This window comes from Neisseria sp. HMSC073G10 (assembly GCF_001812605.1).
GTDB classification, from domain to species: domain Bacteria; phylum Pseudomonadota; class Gammaproteobacteria; order Burkholderiales; family Neisseriaceae; genus Neisseria; species Neisseria subflava_A.
The window spans coordinates 1-12,712 of record NZ_KV809510.1 but is presented as its reverse complement, the minus strand read 5'-3'; the positions used below and the strand labels follow the sequence as shown (position 1 = coordinate 12,712).

Here is a 12,712-nt window from a genome sequence, read left to right as displayed (position 1 = left end):
ATCCAGTGTCTTAACCGCTTGACGACTCCCCAACTTACTAAATCATATGAAACAGCGGATGAATATCTAATCCTTCCACACAATAAGCTTCATATGATTGAGAAACCTGTTGGTAAATTGTATGTGCTTCTTGATGAGATTCACTTGCTATAAACAAACAAGCCCCAGAACCAGTCATTAATGCATAACCATATTGGGATAACTCAACATAAGCCTTCCAAACTTCAGGATATTCCTGAAACACAACAGCCTGCATATCATTTTGAAACGGCTGTAACGATTGGAAAGTCGGCATTATGCTGGGTTTGGAATCCCGTGTCAAGCCTTCATGTGCAAAAATTTTAGCTGTTGCAACATGGACGGGGGGCTTAACGATAACATACCATTGTTTAGGGACATCTATTTCAGCCAGCTTCTCGCCTACGCCTTTGGCAAAAGCACTTCTTCCAAAAATAAAAAAAGGAACATCCGCGCCAAGACTTAGGCCTAAATCAATCAGTTGCTGCCTGCTCAAATCACATTGCCACCATTGGTTTAAAACCATTAAGACTGTGGCTGCATCAGAGCTGCCACCGCCCAATCCGCCTCCGGTCGGAATCACCTTATCCAACCAGATTTCAACGCCGTGCGGCACGTTGGCATAGGGCAGTAATAATTTAGCCGCCCGATAAGTCAAGTCTTGCTCAGGCTTAAGCCCTTCGACCGGCGTATGCAGAATAATCTGCCCATCAGTACGCATTTTCAGATGAACGGTATCGTATAAGCCGATCAAACAGAAAATACTTTCCAAATTATGATAACCATCGCTCCTACGGCCGGTAATCCTCAAATCCAAATTTAATTTGGCCGGCGCAGGAAAGGCTTGGATTTCCTCTGAAACAGACATGGCATCCTCTATTTGCGTGCTGCGCATCGGGTTTGTCCATTCTTATCCAAAGAGTGGTTTACCGTGTCAAACACCAAGCGGATATTAAACTTGGCATTCTCAAGTTGAAGCGTTTTAGGCTGTCCTGAACTATTTAAAGTACGCGATATTGTCCAGTCAAACTGCTCCAGACGGCCATCAGGCAGGATTTTGTATGGCGCATTGGCAACGCGTTTACCATCAGCCCAAATATGCAGATATTGAACCGGCAAAGCAAAGCCTAAAAGCTGTCTGCTCAATTCCTCAGCCGTTTCCGCCTGATAGACCTTACCCTTACTGTCTACTGCCAATACACCTTCACTGTCTTGACACAGCTGACCTACGGTATTGCCCAATGGTGTATTGACATCAATGGTTTGAACCGCATTCTGATAAGTCCAGTCGAAATTAGCATATGAGCCTTTGCCTTCCACTTTAACAGCCAATCGACCATCTGCGCTAAAATCCTGCACCTGCTCTGCTGCTTGCCAACTGTTTTGCTGAGGTAAATTTGGCTGCGCACAGGCAGCCAAAAGCAATAAGGCTGCAACCGATGATAATCGTTTCAAATTCATGGATATTCCTTCATAGGCCGTCTGAAATCAAACGCTTTTCAGACGGCCTTTTGGTTTTATTTGTGTTTTTGAGTATGCGGTTTACTGGACGTTATACCGAATTTGGACATTGTCTCTTTTAATACTCGGAGATTGCTTCCGCGCTTCAAACCATCATTCCAGATTTCTTTGGCCTTATCTTGGTCTCCAAGCGTCCATAGGACTTCGCCCAAATGCGCGGCGACTTCGGCTTCAGGTTCTTTTTCGTAGGCATATTGGATATATGGAAGCGCCATTTGCGCATCACCTTTAAGATAATACGCCCAGCCTACACTATCATTAATTGCTGCACTTTCCGGCTCCATTTGATAGGCCGTCTGAACCATTTTGAATGCCTCGTCCAAATCCTTGCTGTTTGACAACAAGGTATAGCCCAAAGCATTCCAACCGTGCGGATTATCCGGATACAGCTCTACCACACGGCGCAAATCGGCAATCGCCTTGCCTGGCTGATTCAGCTTCTCATAAACCATCGAACGCTGATACAGCACATTGGCAAGCAGCTCGGGAGAAGCTTGGGTTTTCAAGGATTTTTCTGTGGAATTTACCAAGCTGTTTAAAGCGTTCAACGATTCTAGAAGATTGGTGTTTTTAGACAATACAAACAAAGCCGTATTCAGCAAATCACTGGCTTCAAAATAACGTCCTCTTTGCTCGGGCATTTTTTGTGCGCGTTGCACCAAAGCCCAAGCCTCTTTATGGTTGCCCTGTTTGGCTTCGATGGAAGCGGCCAAAATAGTTTTATCAAACGTATAAGCCGTTGCCGTTACCTTGTCCAGCCATTGTTTGGCTTTGGCCAATTCTTCTACATCATTATATGAAACCGCACCAATCAATGCCGCACGGCTGCGCTGCTCTTCCGTACCGGCTTTATAAGCCTTTTCCAGATAGCTGTTTACCGCAGAAATATTTTCCGTCTTACTGGCTGACAATAAGGCGGCCTGAATATACAAATCAGGGTTGGGATTTTCTTCCAACAAAGTCTGCAAACGCTTGAATGCCTTATCATTTTGACCATGGGCGATCAAATTGGCGATGTCCAACTCCTGCCAAATCGGAGATAAGGTTTTGGTGTCTGTCTCTTTGAAGAAGCCGTCCAAAATATCAGGATGCCGTTGCGCCATCAGACGCAGGGTAACAAAAGTCGGCGGCAGAATTTCATTGTCCAACTTGGCCAATCGCTGCAATGCCGCAATGGCGTGTTTCTTTTGACCGTCTTTTGCACTAAAAATTGCATCCGCAATCGCCGCTTCAGGGAAGTCTTTATAATTCAAGGCCGTTTTATGCACTTGTTTGACCGCGTCGCTGGTCAGATTCGGCTGTTGGGCTGCAGTTTGCGCCAAAAGCAGGAACACGCGCTTTTGCTCATCTTCACTCCCGCCGGCAATTACCTTGTCCAATCCGCTCAAATTCTTATCGGCTTTACCCAGCAGCAAATTGCGCAACCAAGTCATACGCTTTTGTGTTTCACCAGGCTCCGGCTCGATCTCACGCCATTTTTGGTAAATGGCTTCAGCCTGTTCAAATGCGTTTAAAGAAATCGCCATCTCCAAAGCGCGTTCGGCCACTTCGGGAGATTTAGTGCGATGCAACGTTAAAATATAAGTAAACAGCGCAGAAGCCGCATCACCCTTTTGCAAGGCTAGTTCTGAATTTAACAAAGTAAAAACCTGCGAAGTGCGGTTTTGTATACCCAACAGACGTATCCGCTCCTGCTCGCGCTCTTCAGGAGAAAAACGGTCAGCACGGCTTTTCTTTTTAATAATCTTAGCCGATTCAAAAACTGCATTTGAATCGCCGGGCGCTGCAAAAGTTTGTGTAGCAAACAACATCATGACAGCCGCAGCTGCCACTCGAATACGGGATGGGGAAAACAACATAACTATCCTTTTTGAGAACCTGCCGGCATTTTCAGACGGCCTAAGCACTTGCAGAACAGATGCAAAGCTTTATTTATCATTCAGGCATAACTGTAACACACGCACCCTATTTTGTTGACACGGTAACCGTAAACCTTGTGTAATCCTCATCTGCATAAAACGATCAGCGCTAAAAATGAATACCGACCAACTTATCCACTTCCTAACTCAAGCTTCACGCTTCAGCAGCCGTATGCAAGCAGAGCGCAATCAATTAGTTACCGCCCAAACGGTCAAAGAAGCAGCCGTTTTGGTCGGCATTGCCTTGCATGAAGGTGCGTGGCAAATCTTACTGACCAAAAGGGCCGAGACCTTAAGGCAGCACACAGGACAAATCGCCTTTGCCGGCGGGCGCAAAGATGTTCAAGACGACAGCCTAACGGCAACGGCGTTAAGAGAAGCATATGAAGAAACCGCCATTCCGATTACCGCATGGCAAACTTTTGCACCGCTACCCTTTTATGACACGCCTTCCTGCTACCGTGTTACGCCTGTTCCGGCAATTTGCACCCAGCCCATCAACCCAAAAGCAAATCCCGATGAAGTAGCAGAAATTTTTTATCTGCCTTTGGACTTCACCTTAAACCTGCAAAACTACACATTCCGCCAGCTTCATCACAACAATCAAACCCTCGCCCTCCCCGCCCTGCCTTTCCGACACTACGACATTTGGGGGCTGACAGCCATCATCCTATATGGACTGGCAGAACGTTATCAGCAATATTGCCAAGCTTTTAAATAAGGCAAGGCCGTCTGAAAACCAATATTCAGACGGCCTTGTTTGATCAATCCTCTTTATGCAGCTTCTTCATAGCATTCGACAAATTCTCCAAACCATTTCATCTCATCGCGCAGGGCAACCACTTCGCCAATTACCATTAAAGCCGGACGCTCTGCTTCGGCAGCCAACAAGCCCAAATCTTTCAGACGGCCTGTCCGCACGGTTTGATTGGGTAAAGTGCCATTAGAAATCACGGCAACGGGCGTAGAAGGCTGCCTGCCATAAGCCATTAGTTTTCCCGCAATCTCAGCCGCTTTAAGCGTGCCCATATAGATTACCAGCGTTTGACGGCTTAAAGCCAAAGTCTGCCAATCAGGCTGATTGCCCTCGTGTTTGCTGTGGCCGGTCACAAATAAAGCACTTTGGGCGCAATCGCGATGGGTTAACGGAATACCGGCATAAGCAGTAGCTCCAAGTGCAGCAGTAATGCCCGGCACAATGCGGTAGGCAATTCCGGCCTGATGCAGGGTTTGCACTTCCTCCCCGCCGCGCCCGAAAACAAAAGGATCGCCGCCTTTTAACCTTACCACACGCTCGCCTTTTTGAGCGTGTTCAACCAATAGACGGTTGGTTTCTTCCTGCTGAACATGGTGCGCACCGGCGCGTTTGCCCACGCTGATTTTCACCGCATCTTTGCGTACCATCGCCAAAATCTCATCCGACACCAAAGCATCGTAAAACACCGTATCCGCAGCCTGTATCGCCTGCAAAGCATGTATGGTCAGCAAGCCCGGATCGCCCGGCCCTGCACCCACCAAAACCACTTCGCCGCCAAACGGCGTTTCCTGATTCAACTGAGTTATCAACTCGCGTTCTGCCGCTTCGATATTGTTTTGAGCCGCAAAAATACTGAAACGGCTGTCGAACAACTTTTCCCAAAAATAACGGCGTCGTTCGACATGATGAATAGTCTGTTTAACCTTTTCGCGCCATTTTCCTGCAATACGCGCCATCGTACCCGTATGCAGCGGAATCAATGTTTCAATAATCTGCCGCCATTTACGCGCCAATACAGGCGCAGTACCGCCGCTGGATATGGCTATCTTCAACGGTCCTCTATCCACCACAGCAGGCACAATAAATGAACACAAATCCGCCGTATCCACCGTATTGCACAATTTTGCCTGTCGCTCCGCTGCTTCAAAAATACGGCGGTTAAACCCATCATCATCCGTCGCCGCAATAACGAAATACACCTCGTCCAACATGGCTTCTTCAAACAAGCCGCCCAGCCAAACTATTTTTTCTTCAACCGCCCATTGCTGAAACTGCGGATTCAAAGTTTCCGCAACAACACGCAAGCGCGCTCCGGCAGACAACAGACTTTCCGCCTTGCGTTCGGCAACCTTGCCCGCGCCTGCCAGTAAAACAGGACGGTCTCTCAAATCGGCAAACAAAGGATAATGGCTCATGGTCGTGCTCTTGCTTTATCAATGATTGTCCGCCGATATTAAAGGCCGTCTGAAAAAATAGGAAAGAATGGTTTCTGATTTTCTTATGGTGTTTGGTTATATACCTGCCACAACAAAATAAGTTATAGCGACAAACATAAAACAGGAGCAGAAAATTTCAAAATAAATGATTGGAAAATAGTGTAACGATATAAAAATTCATTTTTTAACAAATATATTGCGCTCTCTTCATTTTTCAGACGGCCTTTGCCTGCGTATAATATCGGTCTATTTACAATTCAAACGAGCTTAGCCCAGCCATGACCGAATCCATCCGCCTGCCCGCTTCCACACTCAAGCCCTCCATCGTTGCCCTGCCTGGTTCCAAAAGCATCAGCAACCGCACGTTGCTCTTGGCAGCACTCTCCGACAACGTTTGCGAAATCCATTCTTTGCTCAAATCCGACGATACCGACCGAATGCTTGAAGCACTCGACAAACTCGGCGTACACATTGAATCTTTACCTGAAGGCCGTCTGAAAATTCATGGCACCGGAGGCCGCTTTCCCAACCAAACTGCCGATTTGTTTTTAGGCAACGCCGGTACGGCATTCCGCCCTTTGACTGCCGCGCTTGCCATTTTGGGAGGCGACTATCATCTGCATGGCGTGCCGCGTATGCACGAACGCCCCATCGGCGATTTGGTGGATGCGCTACGCATTGCAGGTGCAGACGTACAATATCTGGGCAATGAAAACTATCCGCCGCTTCAGATCGGCAAACACCAAGACAACGGCGAGCGCATTATTCCGATTAAAGGCAATGTGTCCAGCCAATTCCTGACCGCCCTATTGATGGCTTTGCCGTTGACCGGACAAGCATTTGAAATCCACATGGTAGGTGAGTTGATTTCCAAACCTTATATCGACATCACGCTCAAGCTGATGGCGCAGTTTGGTGTGGACATCATCAATGAAGACTACCGTGTATTTAAAATCCCGGCCGGTGCAAAATATCATGCGCCCGAACATTTATATGTAGAAGGCGATGCCTCCAGCGCGTCTTATTTCTTGGGCGCAGGCCTGATTGCGGGTACACCCATCCGCGTAACCGGTATCGGCGCACACAGCATCCAAGGCGACGTTGCCTTTGTGCGCGAACTGGAGAAAATCGGCGCGGATGTCATTTGGGGCAAAAATTTTGTTGAAATTTCCCGTCCTGCCGAGCGCAATATTCAGGCTTTTGATTTAGATGCCAACCATATTCCAGACGCGGCCATGACTCTGGCCATTATTGCACTGGCCACCAAACAGCCCTGCACCCTGCGCAATATCGGCTCATGGCGCGTCAAAGAAACCGACCGTATCGCCGCCATGGCAACCGAACTGCGCAAACTGGGTGCAGAAGTCGTTGAAGAAGCCGAAGCCATCCATATTACGCCGCCCGAAACACTTACCCCCGATGCCGTCATCGATACTTATGATGACCACCGCATGGCCATGTGTTTCTCACTGGCTTCGCTTTTGGGCGTTCCCGTCATCATCAACGACCCGAAATGTACGCATAAAACTTTCCCCGACTATTTCCAAGTTTTTGCATCATTAACCAACTGATTGATTATTCAAAGTTTCAGACGGCCTGTTGCATACAAAAAACACAGGTCGTCTGAAAAATAAAAATAAAACTATACTTTTTCTTAATTTATGCGATAATAGCTAAATAAATTCTTAGCGATTCATATTTCCTTTCGGAGAGAAAACATGTCAGACGAAAAAAGCAAAGCCTTAGCCGCCGCCCTTGCCCAAATCGAAAAAAACTTCGGCAAAGGCTCCATCATGAAAATGGACGGCAGCCAACAGGAAGAAAACCTTGATGTTATTTCCACCGGCTCCCTCGGCGTGGACTTGGCACTCGGCGTTGGCGGTCTGCCCCGCGGCCGCGTGGTTGAAATTTTCGGCCCGGAATCCTCCGGTAAAACCACACTCTGTCTCGAAGCCATTGCTCAATGCCAAAAAAATGGCGGCATCTGCGCATTCATCGATGCCGAGCATGCTTTTGACCCGATTTACGCCCGCAAACTCGGCGTAAAAGTCGAAGAACTCTATCTCTCCCAACCGGATACCGGCGAACAGGCATTGGAAATCTGCGATACCTTGGTACGTTCCGGCGGTATCGATATGGTCGTTGTCGACTCCGTAGCCGCACTTGTGCCTAAAGCCGAGATCGAAGGCGAAATGGGCGACAGCCACGTCGGCCTGCAAGCCCGCCTGATGAGCCAAGCCCTGCGCAAACTGACCGGCCACATCAAACGCACCAATACATTGGTTGTTTTCATCAACCAAATCCGTATGAAAATCGGCGTGATGTTCGGCAGTCCTGAAACCACGACCGGCGGTAACGCGCTCAAATTCTACGCCTCCGTCCGCCTCGACATCCGCCGTACCGGTCAAATTAAAAAAGGCGATGACGTTATTGGTAACGAAACCAAAGTCAAAGTCATCAAAAACAAAGTTGCCCCTCCATTCCGTCAAGCCGAATTCGACATTCTTTACGGCGAAGGTATCAGCTGGGAAGGCGAATTGATCGACTTGGGTGTCAAACATAACATCGTTGAGAAATCCGGTGCATGGTACAGCTACAACGGCGCAAAAATCGGCCAAGGTAAAGACAATGTACGCGTTTGGTTGAAAGAAAACCCTGATATCGCCAACGAAATCGATACCAAAATCCGTGCAGCAGTCGGTATCAATGTCGATATTACCGAAGGCAAATTGGACGATACCGACGGCGAACGTCCTGAGGAATAAGCCTGCTTGAAGTAAAAGGTTAAAAAAGACCAAATAAAGGCCGTCTGAAATCCGACCATTAATCGGATTTCAGACGGCCTTTTATTCAATACTGCTCAAAGCCCCAATGCTTGGGCGTGAAACTCAATATGCGAATCGATAAAGCTGGCAATAAAGAAATAGTCATGCCCATAGCCCGGACGTACTTTATATTGGATATTGAAACCTTTTTCGCGTGCTGAGCGGACAAACGCTTCCGGTTGCAGGACTTCAGGATACAAAGCATCTTCACTGCCGACATCAATCAAAACAGGCAATTTATGCGAGGCCGTCTGAAGCAGCTCTGTACTGTCATAGCGTTTCCATGTTTCCACGTTTTGCCCCAAATAAGCAGAAAACGCCTGCCTGCCGCCTTCCGTATCGACGGGATGACATAAAGGCGCAAAAGCGGAAACCGCAGCATATCGACCAGAATGCTTCAAAGCCAAATGCAACGCACCATGCCCGCCCATACTGAAACCTGCAATGCTGCGCTCTTTCATTACCGGGAAATGATGCTCGATCAAATCAGGCAATTCTTGGCTGATATAGCTCTCCATTTGGTAATGCTGCGCCCAAGGTGCTTCAGTTGCATTGACATAAAATCCAGCGCCCTGTCCAAGATAATGTTCACCGCTGTCGGCAACATGCTGACCGCGTGGCGAGGTATCCGGAAAAACCACAATAATATTCCATTGCGCTGCAAAACGTTGGATTCCGCTTTGCCGAACCAATTCAGAACCATCACTATTTAAGCCGGAAAGAAAATATAAAACAGGCGCGGGATAACCTTTTAAGACTTGTGGCGGCAGATAGACATCAAATACCATATCCGTCCGGCAGGTTTGAGAAAAATGGCGGTACCGTTCCTGATACCCGTTAAACATCTTTCTGCGTTCCAGCAAATGCAATTCTGAATTTTTCATTTTATTCCTTGTAAGGAAACAACAATAAGCAGAATGTTAGCGCAAAACCTGCCCATCGTGTTGTTGCCCCATCTTTTTAAGGCAACCAAATCTGCTTTAAACAAGGCTTGCCAATCATGCGAAATCATTACGCCGACAGCATTTAAAATCTATACACAATCTCTGTGGATAAATCTGTTGATAAGCTTTGGGTAATCGTAAAATTTTCTTTAGGAACAAACCAAGTCTTAAATTGACTAAAATTTAATCAAATAAAATATAATAAAATCAAATAGTTATATTTATAATATTTTACTATAATCATACAGTGAAAATTTATAGGTAAAACAAGGTTATGCGGCTTTGTGCATAAATTAGGGTTGACATCCCTAAAAATCGCCCCGAATCAAAAGCTGCGTAAAACAACGGCCGATTTCATCAGGTGCCATTCAAAAGACACGCGGCCATACATTTTGCGTTACAATACGCACTTATTTTTAAGAAAGAAAAATACGCCATGAAAGCCTCCCAGTTCTTCATTTCTACCCTTAAAGAAGCCCCTGCCGAAGCCGTACTTGCCAGCCACAAGCTGATGATTCGTGCCGGCTTGATCAAAGCCAACGCATCAGGTCTTTATACTTGGATGCCGATGGGTCTGCGCGTATTGCGCAAAGTTGAAAATATCGTGCGCGAAGAAATGGCCCGCGCAGGTAGCGTGGAGCTGCTGATGCCGGTGGTACAACCTGCCGAACTGTGGCAGGAATCCGGCCGCTGGGAGTTTTACGGTAAAGAACTGCTGCGCCTGAAAGACCGTCATGACCGTGATTTCTGTATGGGTCCTACTTGTGAAGAAGTCATTGCCGACATCGTGCGCAAAGAAGTCAACAGCTACAAACAACTGCCGAAAAACTTTTATCACATCCAAACCAAATTCCGCGATGAAGTGCGTCCGCGCTTTGGTGTGATGCGTGCGCGCGAGTTCGTCATGAAAGACGCTTATTCCTTCCATGCCGACTATGCCTCGCTTCAGACGACCTATCAAGATATGTACGACGCTTACTGTCGTATCTTTACCCGTCTGGGCTTGGAATTCCGCCCCGTCGCCGCAGACACCGGCAGCATCGGTGGTACCGGCTCTCACGAATTCCAAGTATTGGCAGAGAGCGGCGAAGACGTTATTGCATATAGCGACACTTCTGATTACGCCGCCAATATCGAATTGGCACCTACCTTGCCACTTAAAGGCGAACGCGCCGCTGCTCATGCCGAGTTGACCAAAGTACATACACCAAACGTCAAAACCATTGAGTCTTTGGTTGAATTCCTCAATATTCCGGTTGAACAAACCCTCAAATCCATCGTGGTTGAAGGCGAAAACGAAGGCGAACTCATCCTGCTGCTGTTGCGTGGCGACCATGAATTTAACGACATCAAGGCAGAAAAACTGGCCGGCGTGAAATCACCGCTGACCATGGCAAGCCCTGCCGCGATTGTTGAACAGTTCGGTGCAAACGGCGGCTCTCTCGGCCCTGTCGGCTTCAAAGGTAAAGTCTATGCCGATTTCGCCACCGAAAAAGGCGCAGACTGGGTTATCGGCGCGAACGAAGACGACTACCACTATACCGGCTTCAACTTCGGCCGAGATGCTGCTGAGCCTGAATTTGTCGATTTGCGCAATGTCATCGAAGGCGATATCAGCCCTGACGAACAAGGCCGTCTGAAACTGGCGCGCGGTATTGAAGTCGGCCATGTCTTCCAATTGCGCGACAAATATACCCAAGCCATGAATGTCAGCTTCTTGGATAATAACGGCAAATCCCAAATCATGGAAATGGGCTGCTACGGTATCGGTATTACCCGCGTTGTTGCCGCCGCCATCGAGCAAAACAACGACGAAAAAGGCATTGTTTGGACCAAAGCAATGGCGCCGTTTGAAGTCGTTATCGTGCCGATGAACTACAAAAAATCAGAAGCTGTACGCGAAGCCGCCGACAAAATCTATGCCGAGCTTTTGGCTGCCGGTGCAGATGTATTGTTAGATGACCGCGACGAACGTGCGGGCGTATTGCTGAATGACTCCGAGCTGTTGGGTATTCCTCACCGCATCGTGATCGGCGATCGCGCCTTAAAAGAAGGCAATGTCGAATATGCCGAGCGCCGTGACAATCAGGCTCAAGCCGTTGCCGTATCAGAAGTTGTCGCCAAGGTTTTGTCCGCATTGAACGCTTAAGTTTTTTTCAATAATGAAAAGATGATATATTGACCTGTCAATTATTAAAATAAGTTAATTTATTATATCATTGTTTTTAATAGATATTTAGTTATTGCATTTTCAACAGAAACGACAAAGAACGGCTGTTTTTACAGCCGTTTTGTTTTGTATAAATTCGTTAAACCGTCTGATGGCGCGCTTTATCAAACGGCTTTTTAGTCTTGTGTATATAAAAGGCGATTTTCGCCAATTTCCGCATTAGTGCAACGATGATTATCATCTTAGGCTTTTTTGCCGCTTCCAAATTGCTTACAAGTTGAGGAAATGCATTCATTCGGTAGGCAACAAGGGCAGGCATGAACAAGGCGCGTTTTAATTGGCGGTGTCCGTATCGGCTCAATCGGCCTTTTTTATTGACACTTGTCCCTGATTGTTCAATTTTTGGACTTAGGCCGGCAAAGGCTACAAATTTATTCGCTGTTTCAAAATTTTTATCTGTCAGGTGTCTTAGTAGGATCACTGCGGTTTCTTTTCCTATTGCCGGTATGGTTTGCAGGTTTTGATATTCGATATTTAGACTTTCTTTCTGTTTTATCATGCCTTCTATCCGCTTTGATGTCTGATCTATTTTTTCTTCAAGTAGTTCTATGATTGATTCATGGGTTGATTTTATGTATATGTCTTTTGCGGTATGCAACCTGTTTTGTGTTTCTTTTTGCTGCTCCTTAAGTTGTTGCAACAGATTTATCAGTTTGTAGAGGGTAGGATTTTCAGACGGCCTAAACGGTGTCAGTTTGTCTAAGTGTTGATTTGCAAATTCAGCGATAAGTTTTGAATCTGATTTGTCTGTTTTGGTATGGCTAAACTGACTTTTTGCGTATTCTTTTATTTTCAAGGGATTAATAACATAAACGGTGTATAGTGCGCTCAAATATTCTGCCGCCTGTTCGTAGTAAATACCCGTTGCTTCCATACTTATGGCAATTTTTCTAATTCGTTTTGTTTTTATCCAATTAATCAGATTCTCAAATCCTTCTGTATTGTTGTATATTTTTATATAGTCTTTGCTTCCTTTAGTTGTAATCAATGTTGCGTCCATGGTGTCTTTTGATACGTCTAAACCTATTACATTCATTTCATTTTCCTTATTTATTCAGCCTG

10 protein-coding genes are annotated in these 12,712 nt (G+C 46.6%); 4 read left to right on the top strand and 6 right to left on the bottom strand.

Translation table 11 applies throughout. The features are described 5' to 3' along the window. Positions 1–37 precede the first annotated feature (37 nt). Genes ispE through HMPREF2865_RS03990 form a run of 3 tightly spaced genes read right to left on the bottom strand, consistent with a single transcriptional unit; the run spans position 38 to position 3,398 of the window. Positions 38–886, bottom strand: a complete 849-nt coding sequence (gene ispE, locus HMPREF2865_RS04000) for a 4-(cytidine 5'-diphospho)-2-C-methyl-D-erythritol kinase (protein ID WP_070645736.1) — start codon at positions 884–886, stop codon at positions 38–40. A gap of 8 nt (positions 887–894) precedes the next feature. After that, positions 895–1,479 (bottom strand): lipoprotein insertase outer membrane protein LolB, encoded by a 585-nt coding sequence (gene lolB, locus HMPREF2865_RS03995; RefSeq protein ID WP_004519905.1) that lies wholly within the window; start codon positions 1,477–1,479, stop codon positions 895–897. A 56-nt stretch (positions 1,480–1,535) separates the two neighbouring features. Beyond that, on the bottom strand, positions 1,536–3,398 hold the full coding sequence (locus HMPREF2865_RS03990) for a tetratricopeptide repeat protein (protein ID WP_070645734.1): 1,863 nt from the start codon (positions 3,396–3,398) through the stop codon (positions 1,536–1,538). 175 nt (positions 3,399–3,573) lie between these two features. Here HMPREF2865_RS03990 and HMPREF2865_RS03985 point away from each other — a divergent pair, with 175 nt between their 5' ends. Further along, positions 3,574–4,179, top strand: a complete 606-nt coding sequence (locus HMPREF2865_RS03985) for a CoA pyrophosphatase (RefSeq protein WP_070645732.1) — start codon at positions 3,574–3,576, stop codon at positions 4,177–4,179. Positions 4,180–4,232: 53 nt separating this feature from the next. Here HMPREF2865_RS03985 and cysG read toward each other — a convergent pair whose 3' ends face one another. Continuing rightward, the gene (gene cysG, locus HMPREF2865_RS03980; protein WP_070645730.1) at positions 4,233–5,630 is read right to left on the bottom strand and encodes a siroheme synthase CysG; all 1,398 of its coding nucleotides are present in this window, start codon (positions 5,628–5,630) and stop codon (positions 4,233–4,235) included. A gap of 299 nt (positions 5,631–5,929) precedes the next feature. Between cysG and aroA the strand changes: the two genes are divergently transcribed. Together aroA and recA are read left to right on the top strand one after the other, a co-directional pair. Then, positions 5,930–7,222, top strand: a complete 1,293-nt coding sequence (aroA, locus tag HMPREF2865_RS03975) for a 3-phosphoshikimate 1-carboxyvinyltransferase (RefSeq protein WP_070645728.1) — start codon at positions 5,930–5,932, stop codon at positions 7,220–7,222. A 147-nt stretch (positions 7,223–7,369) separates the two neighbouring features. Beyond that, a complete protein-coding gene (recA, locus tag HMPREF2865_RS03970; RefSeq protein WP_070645726.1) occupies positions 7,370–8,416 on the top strand; it encodes a recombinase RecA in 1,047 nt (348 codons plus the stop codon). Between the two features lie 95 nt (positions 8,417–8,511). Here recA and fghA read toward each other — a convergent pair whose 3' ends face one another. Then, the gene (gene fghA / locus HMPREF2865_RS03965; protein ID WP_070645724.1) at positions 8,512–9,360 is read right to left on the bottom strand and encodes an S-formylglutathione hydrolase; all 849 of its coding nucleotides are present in this window, start codon (positions 9,358–9,360) and stop codon (positions 8,512–8,514) included. 496 nt (positions 9,361–9,856) lie between these two features. On the opposite strand from fghA, the gene HMPREF2865_RS03960 reads away from it, so the two are divergent. After that, complete coding sequence (locus HMPREF2865_RS03960) at positions 9,857–11,569, top strand: proline--tRNA ligase (protein ID WP_070645722.1); 1,713 nt, start codon at positions 9,857–9,859, stop codon at positions 11,567–11,569. 160 nt (positions 11,570–11,729) lie between these two features. On the opposite strand, the gene HMPREF2865_RS03955 is transcribed toward HMPREF2865_RS03960, so the two are convergent. Beyond that, complete coding sequence (locus HMPREF2865_RS03955; RefSeq protein ID WP_070645720.1) at positions 11,730–12,686, bottom strand: IS110 family RNA-guided transposase; 957 nt, start codon at positions 12,684–12,686, stop codon at positions 11,730–11,732. Between the last annotated feature and the right edge of the window lie 26 nt (positions 12,687–12,712).

Bases quoted from the DNA above. Each gene is read 5' to 3' on its own strand.
- ispE (WP_070645736.1), bottom strand. From the start codon at position 886: ATGTCTGTTTCAGAGGAAATCCAAGCCTTTCCTGCGCCGGCCAAATTA.
- lolB (WP_004519905.1), bottom strand. From the start codon at position 1,479: ATGAATTTGAAACGATTATCATCGGTTGCAGCCTTATTGCTTTTGGCT.
- HMPREF2865_RS03990 (WP_070645734.1), bottom strand. From the start codon at position 3,398: ATGTTGTTTTCCCCATCCCGTATTCGAGTGGCAGCTGCGGCTGTCATG.
- HMPREF2865_RS03985 (WP_070645732.1), top strand. From the start codon at position 3,574: ATGAATACCGACCAACTTATCCACTTCCTAACTCAAGCTTCACGCTTC.
- cysG (WP_070645730.1), bottom strand. From the start codon at position 5,630: ATGAGCCATTATCCTTTGTTTGCCGATTTGAGAGACCGTCCTGTTTTA.
- aroA (WP_070645728.1), top strand. From the start codon at position 5,930: ATGACCGAATCCATCCGCCTGCCCGCTTCCACACTCAAGCCCTCCATC.
- recA (WP_070645726.1), top strand. From the start codon at position 7,370: ATGTCAGACGAAAAAAGCAAAGCCTTAGCCGCCGCCCTTGCCCAAATC.
- fghA (WP_070645724.1), bottom strand. From the start codon at position 9,360: ATGAAAAATTCAGAATTGCATTTGCTGGAACGCAGAAAGATGTTTAAC.
- HMPREF2865_RS03960 (WP_070645722.1), top strand. From the start codon at position 9,857: ATGAAAGCCTCCCAGTTCTTCATTTCTACCCTTAAAGAAGCCCCTGCC.
- HMPREF2865_RS03955 (WP_070645720.1), bottom strand. From the start codon at position 12,686: ATGAATGTAATAGGTTTAGACGTATCAAAAGACACCATGGACGCAACA.